At 69.5% G+C, this 17,577-nt stretch carries 15 protein-coding genes; 10 read left to right on the top strand and 5 right to left on the bottom strand.

All coding sequences use genetic code 11. The annotated features are described in order from the left end of the window. Positions 1–12: 12 nt before the first annotated feature. The 6 genes from mihF (at position 13) to NVV32_RS08310 (ending at position 5,996) form a co-directional block, all read left to right on the top strand. On the top strand, positions 13–351 hold the full coding sequence (mihF, locus tag NVV32_RS08335; protein ID WP_055771299.1) for an integration host factor, actinobacterial type: 339 nt from the start codon (positions 13–15) through the stop codon (positions 349–351). Between the two features lie 9 nt (positions 352–360). Further along, a complete protein-coding gene (gene gmk / locus NVV32_RS08330) occupies positions 361–930 on the top strand; it encodes a guanylate kinase (protein ID WP_055771296.1) in 570 nt (189 codons plus the stop codon). Positions 931–973: 43 nt separating this feature from the next. Beyond that, a complete protein-coding gene (rpoZ, locus tag NVV32_RS08325; RefSeq protein WP_055771293.1) occupies positions 974–1,234 on the top strand; it encodes a DNA-directed RNA polymerase subunit omega in 261 nt (86 codons plus the stop codon). Positions 1,235–1,244: 10 nt separating this feature from the next. Next, positions 1,245–2,456 carry a bifunctional phosphopantothenoylcysteine decarboxylase/phosphopantothenate--cysteine ligase CoaBC gene (coaBC, locus tag NVV32_RS08320; protein ID WP_422389815.1) on the top strand — a complete coding sequence of 404 codons (1,212 nt, stop codon included), beginning with the start codon at positions 1,245–1,247 and terminating at the stop codon, positions 2,454–2,456. Between the two features lie 77 nt (positions 2,457–2,533). Continuing rightward, on the top strand, positions 2,534–3,745 hold the full coding sequence (gene metK, locus NVV32_RS08315; protein WP_338403214.1) for a methionine adenosyltransferase: 1,212 nt from the start codon (positions 2,534–2,536) through the stop codon (positions 3,743–3,745). 43 nt (positions 3,746–3,788) lie between these two features. Further along, on the top strand, positions 3,789–5,996 hold the full coding sequence (locus NVV32_RS08310; RefSeq protein ID WP_422389814.1) for a primosomal protein N': 2,208 nt from the start codon (positions 3,789–3,791) through the stop codon (positions 5,994–5,996). A gap of 86 nt (positions 5,997–6,082) precedes the next feature. On the opposite strand, the gene NVV32_RS08305 is transcribed toward NVV32_RS08310, so the two are convergent. Genes NVV32_RS08305 through NVV32_RS08285 form a run of 5 tightly spaced genes read right to left on the bottom strand, consistent with a single transcriptional unit; the run spans position 6,083 to position 10,294 of the window. Further along, entirely contained in the window at positions 6,083–6,367 is a 285-nt protein-coding gene (locus NVV32_RS08305; RefSeq protein WP_055771281.1) for a hypothetical protein, read from the bottom strand. A 34-nt stretch (positions 6,368–6,401) separates the two neighbouring features. Next, positions 6,402–7,523, bottom strand: coding sequence for a glycosyltransferase family 4 protein (locus NVV32_RS08300; RefSeq protein WP_422389813.1), 1,122 nt, complete (start codon positions 7,521–7,523; stop codon positions 6,402–6,404). Further along, a complete protein-coding gene (locus NVV32_RS08295) occupies positions 7,520–8,416 on the bottom strand; it encodes an alpha/beta fold hydrolase (RefSeq protein WP_055771273.1) in 897 nt (298 codons plus the stop codon). Before NVV32_RS08295 ends, NVV32_RS08300 begins: the two co-directional genes overlap by 4 nt. Continuing rightward, positions 8,416–9,249, bottom strand: a complete 834-nt coding sequence (locus tag NVV32_RS08290; protein WP_422389812.1) for an aldo/keto reductase — start codon at positions 9,247–9,249, stop codon at positions 8,416–8,418. The genes NVV32_RS08295 and NVV32_RS08290 overlap by 1 nt, the downstream gene beginning before the upstream one ends. Positions 9,250–9,295: 46 nt before the next feature. After that, positions 9,296–10,294, bottom strand: a complete 999-nt coding sequence (locus tag NVV32_RS08285; protein ID WP_055771592.1) for a sugar-binding transcriptional regulator — start codon at positions 10,292–10,294, stop codon at positions 9,296–9,298. 155 nt (positions 10,295–10,449) lie between these two features. Between NVV32_RS08285 and NVV32_RS08280 the strand changes: the two genes are divergently transcribed. The 4 genes from NVV32_RS08280 to leuS all read left to right on the top strand — a co-directional run bounded on the left by NVV32_RS08280 (position 10,450) and on the right by leuS (position 17,516). Next, entirely contained in the window at positions 10,450–12,162 is a 1,713-nt protein-coding gene (locus NVV32_RS08280; protein WP_055771267.1) for a glycerol-3-phosphate dehydrogenase/oxidase, read from the top strand. A 139-nt stretch (positions 12,163–12,301) separates the two neighbouring features. Further along, entirely contained in the window at positions 12,302–13,048 is a 747-nt protein-coding gene (locus tag NVV32_RS08275; protein WP_055771264.1) for an MIP/aquaporin family protein, read from the top strand. 66 nt (positions 13,049–13,114) lie between these two features. Next, the gene (glpK, locus tag NVV32_RS08270; RefSeq protein WP_055771261.1) at positions 13,115–14,632 is read left to right on the top strand and encodes a glycerol kinase GlpK; all 1,518 of its coding nucleotides are present in this window, start codon (positions 13,115–13,117) and stop codon (positions 14,630–14,632) included. Positions 14,633–15,017: 385 nt separating this feature from the next. Beyond that, positions 15,018–17,516 carry a leucine--tRNA ligase gene (gene leuS, locus NVV32_RS08265; RefSeq protein WP_422389811.1) on the top strand — a complete coding sequence of 833 codons (2,499 nt, stop codon included), beginning with the start codon at positions 15,018–15,020 and terminating at the stop codon, positions 17,514–17,516. The last annotated feature ends 61 nt before the right edge of the window (positions 17,517–17,577 follow it).

Here is a 17,577-nt window from a genome sequence, read left to right as displayed (position 1 = left end):
CAGGGAGCATGAGTGAGCCTGAAGCCATTGACGGATGACGAACGAACCCGGGCGCGTGAGAAGGCGACGGCTGCGCGGGCGGTGCGGGCGGACATCAAGTCCCGGCTGAAGACCGGTAAGCTCTCTGTTGCGGACGTGATCGAGAACCGCGACGGCGACGACGCCGTGGGCCGCCTGAAGGTCCTCGACCTCCTCAAGGCACTGCCCGGCGTCGGAGACGTCCGGGCGGTCGCGATCATGGCGGAGGTCGGCATCGCGGGCACGCGGCGCGTCCGCGGCCTCGGCATCCACCAGCGCAAGGCCCTGGTCTCGCACCTCGAACAACATCACACCGGCCCGGCCGGTAAGTAAGGAACCCCAGTGTCACAACCCCGGTTGACAGTCCTCGCCGGTCCGACGGCGGTCGGCAAGGGAACGGTCTCCACGTACATCCGTGACAACTATCCCGAGGTGTGGCTGTCCGTCTCGGCCACCACGCGCCCGCCCCGCCCCGGCGAGGTGGACGGTGTGCACTACTTCTTCCTCTCGTCCGAGGAGTTCGACCAGCTCGTCGACGAGGGCCAGCTCCTGGAGTGGGCCGTGGTCCACGGCCGCAACCGCTACGGGACCCTCAGGAGGACCGTGCAGGCCGCCATGGACGAGGGTCGGCGGGTGCTCCTGGAGATCGACCTGCAGGGTGCGCGGCAGGTCAAGGAGAGCATGCCGGACGCCACTTTCGTGTTCCTCGCCCCGCCCAGCTGGGAGGAGATGGTGCGCCGACTGGTCGGCCGCGGCACGGAAACACCCGAGGAACAGCAGCAGCGGCTGGAAACGGCTAAACTGGAACTTGCTGCCGAGCCGGAATTCAACCACACCGTCGTCAACGACACCGTGGAGCATGCGGCAGACGAGCTCGTATCACTGATGGGACTGCTTCCGCTGCAGCGCTGACAACGCCCTGCACCCGCCGTCCCGCCTAATATTTGGAGATTCTGTGTCAACTCAGCCCGAAGGCATCATCAACCCGCCGATCGATTCTCTGCTGGAGGCCTCGGACTCGAAGTACGCCCTCGTGATCTACGGTGCCAAGCGCGCCCGCCAGATCAACGCGTACTACTCGCAGCTCCACGAGGGCCTGTTCGAGTACGTCGGCCCCCTCGTCGACACCAAGCTGAACGAGAAGCCGCTGTCCATCGCGCTGCGCGAGATCAACGAGGGCATGCTCGTGTCCTCGCCCATGGAACAGTCCGAGTAACCGCCGAGCGGTGCGCATAGTACTGGGTGTCGGAGGAGGGATCGCAGCCTACAAGGCTGCATCCCTCCTCCGTCTTTTCACGGAGTCCGGCCACGACGTCACGGTCATCCCCACGGATGCTGCGACCCGCTTCGTGGGGACGGCCACCTGGGAGGCGCTGTCCGGCCACCCCGTCAGCAACAGCGTCTGGGACGACGTCGACAAGGTGAACCACGTGCGCCTGGGCCACGAGGCGGACCTGATCGTCGTCGCGCCCGCCACCGCGGACGTCCTGGCGCGTGCCGCCGCGGGGCTCGCGAACGATCTCCTGACCGGGACCCTCCTGATGGCGCACGGCCCGGTCGTGATGGCCCCGGCGATGCACACCGAGATGTGGCAGCACGCCGCGACCCGCGCCAACGTCGAGACCCTCCGCTCACGCGGCGTGACGGTCATCGAGCCGGCGTCCGGGAGGCTGACCGGCTCCGACTCGGGACCGGGCCGGCTCCCCGAGCCCGCCGACATCTTCGCGGCGGCCATCGCGGCCACGGGTGCCGCGGGATCCGGAGCCCTCGCGGGCAAACGGGTGACCATCACGGCCGGCGGCACGCGCGAGGCGCTGGACCCCGTGCGGTTCCTCGGCAACAGGTCCTCGGGCAAGCAGGGGATGGCCCTCGCCGAGGCGGCGCTGGCGCAGGGGGCCCACGTGACCCTGGTCCTCGCCCATGCCGAGGTGGCTCCGACGTCGGGCTGCGACGTCGTCCGGGTCGAGTCCGCGCTGGAGCTCCGCGACGCCGTCCTCGGCCTCCTGCCGACCACCGACGTCCTGGTGATGGCCGCCGCGGTGGCCGATTTCCGACCGGCAGAGGTCATGGCCACGAAGATCAAGAAGACCGACGACGGCGCCGATCCCGTCATCACGCTCGTCCGGAACCCCGATGTCCTCCGTGAGGCGGTGATCGCCCGCTCGTCGCTGGCGGAGCCCCTCGTCATCGCCGGATTCGCGGCGGAGACCGGGGACGCAGCAGCGGACCCGATCACCCACGCCCGGGCGAAGCTCGCCCGGAAGGGCTGCGACTTCCTCGTCCTCAATGTCGTCGGCTCCGGCCTCGTCTTCGGCCAGGACGCCAACGAGGTCACCATCCTGGACGCGGACGGCACCGAATCAGGTCCGGTACGCGGGTCCAAGCGGACGGTCGCGGACGCTGTGATCGACCACGCCGCCCGCCTGCTCGTCCGCTGACGCCGTCGTCCGTCCCGTCCCGTCACGTGGCTCGCCGCCCGGGCAGGATCGTCCCTCCGACCAAGTAGAGTGAGCACGTGAATTCACCCAGCACCGATTCCCCCCTGCGCCTGTTCACCTCGGAATCGGTCACCGAGGGCCATCCGGACAAGATCTGCGACCAGATCAGTGACGCCATCCTCGACGGCCTGCTGACGCAGGATCCCGATTCCCGGGTGGCCGTCGAGACGCTCGTCACGACCGGCCTCGTGCACGTCGCGGGCGAGGTCACCACCGAGGCGTACGTGGAGATCCCCGAGATCGTCCGGAAGACCATTCTGGGAATCGGCTACGACTCCTCCGCCAACGGGTTCGACGGCGCACGCTGCGGTGTCTCCGTGTCCATCGGCCAGCAGAGTGCGGAGATCGCGTCCGGCGTCTTCACCTCCCTCGAGACCCGCGAGGGCACCGGGGTCGACCCCTACGACGCGCAGGGAGCCGGCGACCAGGGGATCATGTTCGGCTATGCCAGCGACGAGACGGCCGTCCTGATGCCGACGCCCATCTGGCTCTCGCACCGACTCTCCGAACGCCTCACGCACGTGCGCAAGGACGGGACGCTCCCGTACCTCCGTCCGGACGGTAAGACGCAGGTCACCATCGGGTACGACGGCGATCGCCCCGTCTCCATCGACTCCGTCGTCATCTCCTCGCAGCACTCGGCCGAGGTCTCCCTCGACGAGCTGCGCGCCGATCTCGCCGAACACGTGATCGGGCCCGTGCTCGCCGAATCGGAGCTCGACACCTCCTCGGTCCGGCACATCCTGAATCCCGGCGGGGCCTTCGTCATCGGCGGTCCCGTGGGGGACGCAGGCCTGACGGGCCGGAAGATCATCGTCGACACCTACGGCGGGATGGCCCGCCACGGTGGTGGCGCCTTCAGCGGCAAGGATCCCTCGAAGGTGGACCGTTCGGCCGCCTACGCCATGCGCTGGGTCGCGAAGAACGTCGTCGCCGCCGGGCTCGCGCGCCGCGCGGAGATCCAGATCGCCTACGCGATCGGCATGGCCCAGCCCGTCGGCATCTACGTCGAGACCTTCGGCACCGAGACCGTCGATCCCCAGGCCATCGGTGACGCGATCCGGGAGATCTTCGACCTCCGGCCCCTCGGCATCATCAACGCGCTCGACCTGAAGCGTCCCATCTACCAGCGCACCGCGGCCCACGGGCACTTCGGACGCGAGGACGAGGACTTCACCTGGGAGCGCACCGATCGCGTGGAGAAGTTGCGGAGCTACTTCAACGCCTGACGCGGAGGGACGGGACGGGCCGCCGAGGCGGACGGCCGACACCATGACCGACAACGAGAGCCGCACCGCCGGGCCGTCCCGGCGCGACGGTGAGAGCGGGGGACAACTCTCCCTCCTGCACGGCTTCGGGGCCGCGAACCTCCCGATGGCGGATCCCGAACGGGCCGCCACCCTGCCGATCGCGCGCGTGGTGCTCGACGCGCAGCTGCCCCACCTCGACCGGTACTTCGACTACGCGGTGCCGGCGGCGATGGACGTCGACGCCCAGCCGGGCGTCAGGGTGAAGGTGCGCTTCGCCGGGCGCGAGCACGCCGGTTTCCTTGCCGAACGCGTCGCTCGGTCCAGCACGACCGCGACCCTGCTGCCGCTCGGGAAGGTCGTCTCCCCGCTGCAGGTCCTGACCCCCGACGTCCTGGCTCTCGCAACGTCGGTCGCCGCACGCTCCGTGGGCACGGTGAGCGACGTCCTGCGGTCCGCGATCCCGCCGCGCATGGCGCGCGTCGAGGCGGAGTTCCTGCCGGCCGCAGGATCGGGGACGGGGCACGCACCGGCGTCGTCCTCCGGCGTCGCCCCCGCATCGGACAGCCCGGGCAGCGTCAGCAGCTCCGGCGCCTTCGGGCGGTACACCAACGGCGTGGCCTTCCTCCAGCACCTCGAGGCCGGCGAGGCGCCCCGTGCCGTCCTCAGCAGCCTCGGCGGGTTCGGGCCGCGAGCCTGGACGGAGGAACTGACCGATGCGGTCGCGGCGACGGTCGCCTCGGGGCGGGGAGCCCTCGTCGTCGTGCCCGACCAGCGGGACCTCGCCCGTGTCGAGGCCTCGCTCGCGGCGAGGCTCGGGGCCGGGACCGTCGCACGGCTCACGGGTGAGGACGGAGCGACGCCGCGCTACCGGAACTTCCTGCGCCTGCTCCACGGGTCCGCCCGTGTGGCCGTCGGGACACGCTCGGCGGCCTACGCCCCCGTGGCGGACCTCGGCCTCGTCTGCCTGTGGGACGACGGCGACGACCAGCACGTCGAGCAACGCGCGCCCTACCAGCACGTCCGGGACGTCCTCCTGCTCCGTGCGGAGCAGGAGGGTGCGGGCATGCTGCTGTCCTCCTTCGCCCGCTCCACCGAGGCGCAGCGCCTCGTCGACACAGGCTGGGCGCGTGCCATCCAGGCGGACCGGGCGGAGGTACGGCGGGCGACCCCGCGCGTGGTGCACGCCGCGGACGCCTTCCAGATGGAGCGGGACCCGCATGCGGCGCAGGCCCGCATCCCGCATGCTGCGTGGGCCGCTGCGCAGGCCGGACTCACCCGCGGGCCGGTGCTCCTGCAGGTGGCCCGGACGGGGTTCTCGCCGGCGCTGGCGTGTGATCGCTGCCGGCACCCCGCTCGGTGTTCCTCCTGCTCCGGGCCGCTCGCGCAGGGCAGCCGCAACGCCCCGCTGTCCTGCCGCTGGTGCGGCCGGCCCGACAACCACTGGGTCTGCGCCGAGTGCGGCGGCACGCGCGTCCGGGCGACCGTGGCGGGTGCCACGAGGACCGCCGAGGAACTGGGCCGGGCCTTCCCCGGCGTCCCGGTGATCTCCTCGGCGGGCGATCACATCATCGACACCGTCCGGGATTCTCCCGCCGTCGTCGTCGCGACACCGGGTGCCGAGCCGGTGGCCGCGGGCGGGTACACGGCGGTCATCCTGCTCGACGGCAACGCCCTGCTCAGCAGGGAGTCGCTGCGTGCGGGCGAGGACGCGCTGAGACGCTGGTTCTCCGCGGCGGCGCTCGCGCGGCCGTCGTCGGCCGGAGGCACCGTGGTGATCACGGGGGACGACGACGTCGCCGTGGGTCACCTGGTCCGCTGGGATCCCGCGGGCGCCGCGTCACGCGAACTGGCCGAGCGCCGCGAGCTGGGCCTCCCGCCCGCGGTGCGCTACGCCGTGCTGACCGGCACCCGCGAGGCCCTCACCCACTTCCTCGAGGATCTGGAGCTCGAGGGAGCCGCCCGCGTGGTGGGGCCGGCCCCCATCCCGCCCGACATCCGCCGGGAGGCCGTCCTCATCGCGCGTGCCGCCGGAGCGCTGCGCGGTGCGGGCAAGGGTGCGCCCTCGACGGAGGTGCTGGCCGGGCAGGGGAGCCACCGTGTGCTGCTGTTCTTCCCCTACCGGGCTGCGGCCGGGATCACCCGGCAGCTGCGTGCCCGCCGCGCGGCGCTCTCCGCCAAGCGGACGGGTGATCCCGTGCACGTCCGGCTCGACGCGCTGGACGTGCTCTGAGCGCGTCCTGCCGCGCGCGGTCATCGGCCTCCGAGACCGGCTCCGGGTGCGCCCGAGGTGTCAGGTCCGATCGGGGACACCGCCCGTCACGGCGAGCGCACCGTCCACCCCTCGGAGTCGACCCCGACGATGACCGGCGGTGCGCCGCTGATGCCGTGGGCGCGGAGAGCCGCCACCAGGGCGGGCGCCGGGGCCGCAAGGACGAGGGTCTCGCCCCGAAAACGATCGGCGGCGTCGTCGACGAGGGCACAGACATCCGCCTGCGCCGGGGCGTCGACGGTCTCGGCGATCTTGAGTCGGCCGAGCCAGGCCGGTAGCGGGGCGCCGATCCCGAGCAGGACGACGACGGCAGCGCACTGCAGGTCCGTCATGCGCGCGCCCTGCGTCGGCCCCGGCGCGACGCGGTCATCGCGATGGGCCTCGTCCGGCCCGCCTCCGCGAACCCGGTCTCCGCCGTCCGTGCTCCTCGATGGCGCGGCGGCAGGCGTCGCGCAGCTGACTGGCGGACGCCGACCACGAGTACATGGCGGCCCGCTCGAGGCCCAGCCGTGACGCCTCCGCCCAGCGGCCGGGATGGTCGAGCTGACGGACCGCGTCCGCCACGGCCTGCGGATCAGCCGGGTCGACGAACAGGGCCGCGTTCCCGCCCACCTCCCGGAAGATCGGGATGTCGCTGGCGATCACGGGCGTGCCGGTCGCCATCGCCTCGATGATCGGCAGGCCGTATCCCTCGGCCCGGGACAGGGTGACCAGCGCGGTGGCGTCGTCCAGCAGGTCCTCGTACTCGGTGTCCGTGACCCCGCCGTGGAAGACGACTCTGCCTGCCGGCGCCCGCAGTACTTCCAGTTCGGCCTGCCGTTCCGGGGTGATGCGGCTCAGGAGGTGGAGCACATGTCCGGGGAGCCCGGACATCGAGCGGACGAGCGTCTCGACATTCTTGTACGGCATGAACGAGCCCATGTAGAGCAGCGACGGTGCGCGGGGAGCCTCGGGATCGCGGCGTCGTCCGGTCGGCTGCGGGGCGTTGCCGACGAGCATGACGGGCCGCCGGGTGAGGCGGTGCGCGGCGATGAGCCCGGCGGTGGTGCGGGAGATCGTGGCGACGACGTCGGCACGGTCCAGCAGCAGCCGCTGGGGCCAGTACGCGCGGTGGTAGAGCCGCCACAGGAGGCGCACCGGTAGCGGCAGGAAGGAGGGGGGCGTCGGGTTCTCGTAGTAGATGAGGTCGTGCAGGGTGAGCACCAGCGGATAGCGGCGCCCCCAGGAGCCCATGGTCTGCATGGGGCAGACGACGACGTCGGGTCGCAGGGCGTTGATGCGCCGCGCCACGAACAGCTCGGCGGGGGAGAGCGGGCTGCTGATCCGCACGTGCGGTACGTCCGGGAGGAGGGCGAGCTGCCGTGGGTCGCTGATCAGCATGACGACATCGTCCGTCCGAGCGAGGGCCTCGATGAGGCTCGCCCCGTACCGGCTGATGCCGTCGTGGTGGTCGGTCCGCGTGAAGCGGGCGTCGAACAGGATCCTCATGCGGGCAGGGCCTCCAGGAAGGTCTCGATGAGCTGCGCCGCCTCGCGCGGCTTCTCGTAGTGGACGAGGTGTCCGACGTCGGGGATGACCCGGAGGGTCGCGGCAGGGAAGAGCGCGGCGAGGTCCCGCTGGCTCGCGACCGACCCGATGTCGTCCTGCTCGGCGGCGATGAGCAGCACCGGAACGTCGATGTCCTGTGCGCGGTCGCGCACCGTGCCGGAGATCGACGCCTGGAAGGCCTCGAGGACCACGCGCCGGCTGGCGAAGGAGCTGAACCAGGCGTCGTGCTGCCCGTGGATCCAGCGGCGCAGCGTCCGGTCCTTCGTCTTCGCCATGAAGGCGCTCATGCCGCGCACGATCACCGGGCTGGCGAGCAGTGCGCGTCCCGCGGCTTCGGGCAGCCGGTCGGCAGCCACGTAATAGCCCTCCGCGACCCGCGACGCCGCGCGGCTGGGTCCCTCGAGGGCAGGGGTACTGATCGGATTGACCAGCACCAGGACCGCAGCGAGGTCCGGGTCCGAGGCCACCGCCTCGGCCGCGACGATGGACCCGAAGGAGTGACCGAGGAGTATGCGCGGTCCGGGACCGACGAGTCGCGCGACATGGGCGGTGAAGCGGGCGTAGGTGCCGACGTCGTGCGTGGACGTCAGTTCCTGGCCCTGCCCGAACCCGGGCAGGTCCGGCAGGACGACCCGGTGGCCCGGCAGCTCCTCGACGAGCCGCAGCAGGCCGTGGTGGTCACCCCGGAAACCGTGCACCATGACGATCGGCAGTGCGGCAGGGGTGGCCGGTCCGGCCGGTCCCGCCGGTTCCGGGGACCCGACGGCAGGGAAGTCCCAGATGCGTTGCAGCGTGCCTTCCCAGCCTATGGTGCGGACGACGGCGTCGCGCATCAGCCCACCCGGTCCGGGTGTGACCCGAAGCGCCGGCCACGCTCCAGCCCGTCGAGGGCGGCCATCCGGGCGTCGTCGAGCTCGAAGCCGAAGATGTCGAGGTTCGAGGCGATGCGTTCCCTCGAACTGGCCTTCGGGATCGTCAGGATGTCCTGCTGGTGGTGCCAGCGGAGGATCACCTGGGCAGGGGTACGGCCGAGTTCGGCCGCGATGCGGACGATCACGGCGTCGTCGAGCACGTTGCCGCGCCCCAGGGGGCTCCACGCCTGGGTGGCGATGCCGTGCTCGGCGTGGAAGGCGCGCAGCTCCCGCTGCTGCAGGTAGGGGTGCAGCTCCACCTGGTTGAGGACCGGGATCACGTCGGTCTCGTTGATCAGCCGTTCGAGGTGGGTCCGCTGGAAATTGGAGACGCCGATCGAGCGCACCCGGCCGTCGCCCTGGAGCCGCTCGAGGGCGCGCCAGGTCTCCACGTACAGGTCCTTGGAGGGGCAGGGCCAGTGGATGAGGTAGAGGTCCAGCCGGTCGAGTCCGAGGAGGTCCATGCTCGTGTCGAAGGCCCGGAGCGTCGCATCGAAGCCGTGGTCGTCGTTCCACACCTTCGAGGTGATGAAGAGTTCGTCCCGGTCACCCGATCCGAGGTACTCACGGACCGCCGATCCCACGCCGGACTCGTTGCCGTACAGCGACGCGGTGTCGAGGAGTCGGTAGCCGGCGTCGAGCGCCGTGGAGCAGAGGCGCGCTGTGTCCTCGGGCGGCACCTTGTACACGCCGTACCCCACCCGGTCGATCATTCGTCCGTCGGCGAGTGCGGCACGGGGCGCGGGAGAGCTCATGCGTGCACTCTATCGAGGACGGGGCGCACCCGGCTGCCCCGGGCCGTCAGGAGTGCACGAGCCGCCGGGCCGAGCCCTCGTCGAGGATGAGGTCCGTGGCGAGCCCCGCCGCCAGGGCGCCGCGGAGTCCGTTGATCTTCGACTCCCCGGACACCACGCAGATCCGGCGTCGGACCGTGCGCAGCTGGTCGAGCTCGGGGCCCGTGCTGCGCGTGTTGAGCACGATGTCACGATGCGTGCCGTCGGCGCGGAAGAACATCGTGGCCACATCACCGACGACCTCGTCCGTCTCCAGCGTCTCGAGGTCCTCGCGGTCCAGGTAGCCGCCGCTGTACACGTGGCTGGGGATCCCCGCCCCGATCGATCCCACGCCGAAGATCGCCATGGTCATGCGCCGCTGCAGGTCGAGGATGCGGCGGACGCTGCGTTCCTCCCACATGGCGGTCTTCGTGGCGGCATGGTCGAAGAAGGCGGGGACGGGGAACTGCTCCACCCGCGCTCCGTAGGCCTGGCCGAAGCGCCGCAGGATCTCGCTGGCGTAGGTGATGCCCGTGGTCTGGGTGTTACCCGCCCCGTTGAGCTGCACGATCGTGCTGTCGTGGGTCTGCTTCCGGGTCAGATGGTGACTCACCGCGCTGAGGGTGGATCCCCAGGCGACGCCGACGATGGCGTTCGAATCCACGAGGGGGCCGATCGTCCGGGCGGCCTGGATGGCGACGCGGTCGAGCACCTCTGAGTCGTTCACACTGTCGGCCACCGGGACGACGTGCGCCTCCACGCCGAAACGACGGCTGATCTGCTGCTCCAGCGCAGGAGCCCGGTCGGACGGGTTGTTGACCTGGATCTGCACCAGTCCCGTCTCCCGTGCCATCGAGAGCAGGCGGGAGACGGTGGAGCGGGAGGTACGCAGCTCCCGCGCGATGGCGTTCATGGTGAGGTCCTGCAGGTAGTACATCTGGGCTGCCCTCAGGGCATCCCGCGAGCGGTTGCCCGGTGCCCGGTCGGGGTCGCCGATACCGTCCGACGAGCCGTCCTCGATGGTCATCATCCCGTCAGTCTGACGCGCTGTGCACGTTTGTGCAATGCGGTTGACTGTTATTCCCACTGCTCGAAGAATTGGTAGCGCAGTAAACATTCCCGACATTGAAGTTACGGAGTAGTCCCTTGAGCATTCCAGCCGACCGCACCCCCGGTGAAGGCATGACATCTTCGACGCGCACCGTGGTGCAGGAGCTCAGGGACAACCCCCGGGCGTCCGTACTCATCATCGGTGGCGGCATCAACGGGGTCGGAACCTTCCGCGACCTCGCGCTGCAGGGCATCGACGTCGCTCTCGTTGAACGGGGCGACTACTGCCAGGGCGCATCGGGCGCGTCCTCCCACATGATCCACGGCGGTATCCGCTATCTCGAGAACGGCGAGTTCCGCCTCGTGCGCGAATCGGTCATCGAGCGGAACGCGCTGATGAAGATCGCCCCCCATTACGTCAAGCCGCTGCAGACCACCATCCCGATCTACACCACGTTCTCGGGCATCCTCTCCGCCCCCCTGCGTTTCCTGACGCACAAGCAGGGCAAGCAGGTCGAGCGTGGCGCGGTCCTCATCAAGGCCGGCCTGACCATGTACGACTTCTTCTCGCGCGACGGCGGCAACGTGCCCCGTCACTCGTTCGTCGGTCGCAAGAAGGCGCTCGCCGCCATGCCCGAACTCCGCAAGGACATCAAGTACGCGGCCACCTACTTCGATGCCTCCGTCCACAACCCGGAGCGCCTGACCCTCGACGTCCTGCGCGACGGACAGATCGCCAACCCCGCCGCGCGGGCGGCGAACTACGTCAGTGCCGTCGGCACGACCGACGACGGCGTGCTCCTGCGCGATGAGCTCACCGGCGAGACCTTCGGCTTCCAGGCCGACGTCGTCGTGAATGCGACCGGCGCATGGACCGACGGCACCAATGCGGCCCTCGGCACCGAGACCCTGTTCATGGGTGGCACCAAGGGCTCGCACATCGTCCTCGACCACCCCCAGCTGCTCGAGGCCTGCAATGGCACCGAGATCTTCTTCGAGCACGTCGACGGCCGGATCGTCCTCATCTACCCCATGGGCGACCGCGTGCTTGTCGGCACCACGGACATCGACGTCGACGTCGAGGAGCAGGCCGTCTGCACGGACGAGGAGATCGACTACTTCTTCGAACTGATCGGCCATGTCTTCCCGGACATCGCGGTCTCGAAGGACCACATCGTGTACAGCTTCTCGGGCGTGCGGCCGCTGCCGCGCCACGACGACACCCAGCCGGGCTTCGTGTCCCGCGACTACCGCATCGAGAAGCGCCAGGAGAAGGTGGGCGACCGCCAGGTCACCACCCTGAGCCTCGTCGGCGGCAAGTGGACCACCTTCCGCGCCCTCTCCGAACACCTCGCCGACGACACACTCGCCGCTCTCGGGGCCGCTCGAAAGACCTCCACGGCGGGAGTCGCCATCGGTGGTGGCCAGGACTTCCCGACGGACGACGACGCCGAGCGCCTGTGGATCCGGAATGCCGTCCGGCCGGGCTTCGACGAGGCCCGCGTGGACGTTCTGCTCACCCGGTACGGAACACGCGCAAAAGACGTCATCGAATACCTCGCCGAAGGTCCCGACAGGATGTTTAATTCCACGAAGGAGCTGAGTACGCGTGAGCTCGCCTACATGGTGGAGCACGAGCAGATCGGCCACCTGATCGACGTCCTGATCCGCCGTACATCGCTCGCCTTCCGGGGACTCGTCTCCGAGGAACTGCTCTCAGAACTTGCCGGGACCCTGGCCCCCCTGCTGGGGTGGGATGCTGCACGGTCAGCATCGGAGATCGAGCTCGCCGAGAACGTCCTCGCCGCGGCCCACAGGGTCGAGGTCAAAAGCCTGATCGCCTAGCGGCTCCCGCCGTCACGTGATCGAACCGCTGTCACTCGCAGCGGTGCTATGCCAACGGCAGTGGTTGCCGGGGGGAACCAAACGGGTGCCGTCGAGGCGGCGGCACCCGCCAATAAATGAATAGATAGAGGAGTCAAAGATGTCTCTGGAAGTATTTGTTGCCGAAACCTTCGGCACGATGCTGCTGTTGTTGCTCGGTACGGGTGTCGTCGCGAACGTGGCGCTGGCCAAGACCAAGGGTAATAACGGCGGCTTTCTCATGGTCAACTTCGGCTGGGGCCTCGCGGTCTTCGCCGGTGTCTATGTCAGCGCCCTGTCGGGAGCACACCTCAACTTCGCGGTGACGATGGGCCTGCTGTTCAACGGCGACGCGGCCGAGTACGCGCCCGGCGTGGACAAGACCTTCGCCACCACCCTGGCCTACCTCGCCGCCCAGATGATCGGTTCGATCCTCGGCGCGGTGCTCTGCTGGCTCGCCTACAAGCAGCACTTCGACGACGAGCCGGACCCCGCCAACAAGCTCGGCGTCTTCGCCACCGGCCCGGCCATCCGCAACTACGGCTGGAACCTGGTCACCGAGATCATCGCCACCTTCGTGCTGGTCCTGGTCATCCTCTCCTTCGGCAACACGCCGTCGGGACTGGGCCCGCTGGCCGTCGCCCTCCTCGTGGTCGGCATCGGCGCTTCGCTCGGTGGCCCCACCGGATACGCCATCAACCCGAACCGTGACCTCGGGCCCCGTATCGCGCACGCCTTCCTGCCGATCAAGGGCAAGGGCGGCAGCGACTGGGGCTACGCCTGGGTGCCCATCGTCGGCCCGATCATCGGCGGCGCACTCGCGGGTATCGTCATCCAGTTCATCTCGTTCCCCGTCCCTGCCGCCTAGGCCCCGACGCCAGCACCGCAGTCGTCACCGACCGCCACCACCTGTCATCCAATGAAGGAGTAGGACATGTCGCAGCAGTACGTCATCGCCATCGACCAGGGCACAACTTCCAGCAGGGCCATCGTCTTCGACCACAAGGGCGACATCGTGTCCTCGGGTCAGAAGGAACACGAGCAGATCTTCCCGAAGGCCGGGTGGGTCGAGCACGATCCCGCCGAGATCTGGGACAACACCCGCGAGGTCATCGGTACAGCGCTCTCGAAGGCGAACCTGACCCGCCACGACATCGCCGCGGTGGGCATCACGAACCAGCGCGAGACCGCCGTCGTCTGGGACAGGACCACCGGCAAGGCCGTCTACAACGCGATCGTCTGGCAGGACACCCGCACCCAGAACATCGTCGACGAACTCGCGAAGGACGGGGGCGTGGAGCGGTACAAGTCGAAGGTCGGGCTTCCGCTGGCCACCTATTTCTCGGGGACCAAGATCAAGTGGATCCTCGACAACGTCGACGGCGCGCGTGCCAAGGCCGAGGCCGGTGACCTCATCTTCGGCAACACCGATTCGTGGGTCACGTGGAACCTGACGGGCGGGGTGGACGGCGGAGTCCACATCACCGACGTCACCAACGCGTCGCGCACGCTGTTCATGGACCTCGAGACACTGTCGTGGGACGAGTCGATCCTCGCCGACTTCGGTGTGCCCCTGTCGATGATGCCCGAGATCAAATCCTCCTCCGAGGTCTACGGCTCGGTCCACACCTCGCAGCTGCTCCGCGAGACCCCCGTGGCCGGCATCCTCGGTGACCAGCAGGCGGCGACCTTCGGTCAGGCGGCATTCGCCAAGGGCGGCGCGAAGAACACCTACGGCACCGGCAACTTCATGATCGTCAACACCGGTGAGGAGATCGTCCACTCCAAGAACGGTCTGCTCACCACGGTCTGCTACCGGCTCGGTGACGCGAAGCCCGTCTACGCGCTCGAGGGATCGATCGCCGTCACGGGTTCGCTCATCCAGTGGCTCCGCGACAACCTCGGCATCATCAAGAGCGCACCCGAGGTCGAGCAGCTCGCCACGACGGTCGACGACAACGGCGGCGTGTACATCGTCCCCGCGTTCTCCGGCCTGTTCGCGCCGTACTGGCGCTCGGATGCGCGCGGTGCGATCGTCGGCCTGACCAGGTTCGTCAACAAGGGCCACATCGCGCGCGCCGCTCTCGAGGCGACGGCGTTCCAGACCCGCGAGGTACTGGACGCCGCGAACGCCGACTCCGGCGTCAACATGGAGGACCTCAGGGTCGACGGCGGCATGGTCGCCAACGACGCCCTGATGCAGTTCCAGGCGGACATCCTCGGTATCCCCGTGATCCGTCCGAAGGTCACGGAGACCACCGCTCTCGGTGCCGCCTACGCCGCGGGCCTCGCCGTCGGATTCTGGAAGGACACCGACGAGCTGGCCACCAACTGGGCCGAGGACAAGCGCTGGAACCCGTCCATGGACGACGCCGAGCGTGATCGCCAGCTGCGCCTCTGGAAGAAGGCCGTCACCAAGACCTTCGACTGGGTCGACGAGGACGTCAGCTAGCACGGGCGCCCTTCCGGGGCTCCTGGCACCACTCGACAGCGCCCGGTCCGTCATTCGACGGGCCGGGCGCTGCCAGGCGGCCCCTGGGCCGGGCGCTGCCGCGCTCGTGCGGATCGGGTGCCGTCGTGGCTGCCGCCACCGCTGCGCACACTGCTAAACTGGCCGCATGTCCCGGAACCTCCTGCTTACCTAGCCGCACGGTATCGACCGTGCGGCGGCCCCTCCTGCGTGAGGGGCTTTTGTGTGTCCGGCGCAGGGTGCGTCGGATTCCCGGTTCCGCAGCGCAGGACGAAGGGGCAGGAGCAGCATCACCCCGCGCGTCCCGTCGCCTTCCACCAGGGTCCCTTGGGTCCCACCAGGTTCCACCGACAGAACAGGTCACACAGTGAGCACCAATCCCGAGGTCGCCCAGCCGGACGAGAACACCTACGACATCGCCGCCATCGAGGCGCGCTGGCCGGCGGTCTGGGACGAGCTCCGGGCCTTCGCCCCGGCGGACGACGGCTCGCGGGAGCGACGGTACGTGCTCGACATGTTCCCCTACCCCTCCGGAGACCTGCACATGGGCCATGCGGAGGCCTTTGCCATGGGTGACGTCGCCGCGCGCTTCTACCGGCAGAAGGGCTACGACGTCCTGCACCCGATCGGCTGGGACTCCTTCGGGTTGCCCGCCGAGAACGCCGCCATCAAGCGCAACGCGCACCCGGCCGAGTGGACCTACGCCAACATCGAGACACAGGCCCACTCGTTCAAGCGCTACGCGATCAGCGCCGACTGGGAGCGCCGCCTGCACACCTCGGATCCCGAGTACTACCGATGGACGCAGTGGCTGTTCGTCCGGTTCTTCCAGAAGGGCCTCGCCTACCGCCGCAACTCGCCGGTCAACTGGTGCCCGAAGGACCAGACCGTCCTCGCCAACGAGCAGGTCATCAACGGTGCGTGCGACCGTTGCGGCACCATGGTCACCAAGAAGAACCTGAACCAGTGGTACTTCAAGATCACCGATTACGCCGACCGCCTGCTGGACGACATGGAGCAGCTGAAGGGCCACTGGCCCGAGCGGGTGCTGGCCATGCAGCGCAACTGGATCGGCCGGTCGGAGGGCGCGCACGTGCGGTTCCGCATCGAGGCCGATGCCGACCAGGCGGCGTCGGACGTGGCCGTGTTCACGACACGCCCCGACACCCTGTACGGGGCGACGTTCTTCGTCGTCGCCGCGGACGCCGACCTGGCGCTGGACCTGGTCACGCCCGCGCAGCGTGCCGAGCTGGAGGCGTACCGCGAACAGGTCAAGAAACTGTCCGAGATCGAGCGCCAGGCCACCGAGCGTGAGAAGACGGGGGTATTCACCGGCCGCTACGCCGTGAACCCCCTGACCGGGGAGAAACTGCCGGTCTGGGCCGCGGACTACGTGCTGGCCGACTACGGCACGGGCGCCATCATGGCAGTGCCCGCGCACGACCAGCGTGACCTCGACTTCGCCCGCGCCTTCGACCTGCCCGTGCGCACCGTCGTGGACACCGGCGCGGAGGATGCCGCCGTGACCGGTGTCGCCACCACCGGCGAGGGCACGCTGGTCAACTCCGGCGAGCTGACCGGCCTGGACAAACCCACCGCCATCCGCCGTGCCGTCGAACTGATCGAAGAGCAGGGGACGGGCGAGCACACCATCAACTACCGGCTCCGCGACTGGCTGCTGTCCCGCCAGCGGTTCTGGGGTACACCCATCCCGATCATCCACTGCCCGTCCTGTGGCGAGGTACCCGTACCGGACGACCAGCTTCCCGTGACACTGCCCGAGGGGTTGCGCGGCGAGTCGCTCGCGCCGAAGGGTACCTCGCCCCTGGCCGCCGTCGAGGACTGGGTGAACGTCCCCTGCCCGTCCTGCGGCGGCGCTGCGAAGCGCGACACCGACACCATGGACACCTTCGTCGACTCGTCCTGGTACTACCTGCGCTTCGTGAACCCGGACCTGGAGACGGCACCGTTCGACACGGACGCCGTCAACCGCTGGCTGCCGGTCGGCCAGTACGTCGGCGGCGTGGAGCACGCCATCCTGCACCTGCTCTACAGCAGGTTCTTCACCAAGGTGCTGTTCGACCTCGGCATGGTCGGCTTCACCGAGCCCTTCAGCGCACTCCTGAACCAGGGGCAGGTGCTCAACGGCGGCAAGGCGATGAGCAAGTCGCTCGGCAACGGCGTGGACCTGGGGGAGCAGCTCGACCGCTACGGCGTCGACGCGGTGCGCCTCACCATGGTGTTCGCGTCCCCGCCCGAGGACGACGTCGACTGGGCGGACGTCTCGCCGTCGGGCTCCGCGAAGTTCCTGGCCCGTGCCTGGCGCCTGGGGAACGACGTGACGAGTGCAGTCGGGTCCGACCCGGCGACAGGCGACCGCGCACTGCGGTCGGTGACGCACCGGACGGTCTCCGACGCCGCCGAGCTGATGGAGGCCAACAAGTTCAACGTGGTCATCGCCAAGCTCATGGAGCTGGTCAACGCGACGCGGAAGGCGATCGACTCCGGCGCCGGCGGTGCCGATCCCGCCGTCCGGGAGGCCACCGAGGCGGTCGCGATCCTGCTCAGCCTGTTCGCGCCCTATACGGCCGAGGACCTCTGGAACCGGCTGGGCCACGAGGCCACGGTGGCGACGGCCGGCTGGCCGGCGGTGGACCCCGCGCTCCTCACGCAGGAGACCGTCGTCGCCGTCGTGCAGGTGCAGGGCAAGGTCCGTGACCGCCTGACGGTGTCGCCCGACATCGCCGAGGAGGAGCTGCGGGAGCTCGCCCTGGCGAGCGAGCAGGTGCAGCGGGTCCTGGACGGCCGGGGCATCCGCACGGTGATCGTGCGGGCGCCGAAGCTGGTCAACATCGTCCCGGCCTGATGCGTCCCGGCCTGATGCGTCCCGGCCTGATGCGTCCCGCTCCAGGTGCCGCACGCGCGAT

This window comes from Arthrobacter sp. N1 (assembly GCF_048288285.1).
In the GTDB taxonomy this organism is placed as follows: Bacteria; Actinomycetota; Actinomycetes; order Actinomycetales; family Micrococcaceae; genus Arthrobacter_D.
Note: the sequence above shows the minus strand (reverse complement) of the source record. Positions and strands in the feature narration are given on the sequence as shown.

Bases quoted from the DNA above. Each gene is read 5' to 3' on its own strand.
- NVV32_RS08310 (WP_422389814.1), top strand. From the start codon at position 3,789: ATGACCGACAACGAGAGCCGCACCGCCGGGCCGTCCCGGCGCGACGGT.
- NVV32_RS08305 (WP_055771281.1), bottom strand. From the start codon at position 6,367: ATGACGGACCTGCAGTGCGCTGCCGTCGTCGTCCTGCTCGGGATCGGC.
- NVV32_RS08300 (WP_422389813.1), bottom strand. From the start codon at position 7,523: ATGAGGATCCTGTTCGACGCCCGCTTCACGCGGACCGACCACCACGAC.
- NVV32_RS08295 (WP_055771273.1), bottom strand. From the start codon at position 8,416: ATGCGCGACGCCGTCGTCCGCACCATAGGCTGGGAAGGCACGCTGCAA.
- NVV32_RS08290 (WP_422389812.1), bottom strand. From the start codon at position 9,249: ATGAGCTCTCCCGCGCCCCGTGCCGCACTCGCCGACGGACGAATGATC.
- NVV32_RS08285 (WP_055771592.1), bottom strand. From the start codon at position 10,294: ATGACCATCGAGGACGGCTCGTCGGACGGTATCGGCGACCCCGACCGG.
- NVV32_RS08280 (WP_055771267.1), top strand. From the start codon at position 10,450: ATGACATCTTCGACGCGCACCGTGGTGCAGGAGCTCAGGGACAACCCC.
- NVV32_RS08275 (WP_055771264.1), top strand. From the start codon at position 12,302: ATGTCTCTGGAAGTATTTGTTGCCGAAACCTTCGGCACGATGCTGCTG.
- glpK (WP_055771261.1), top strand. From the start codon at position 13,115: ATGTCGCAGCAGTACGTCATCGCCATCGACCAGGGCACAACTTCCAGC.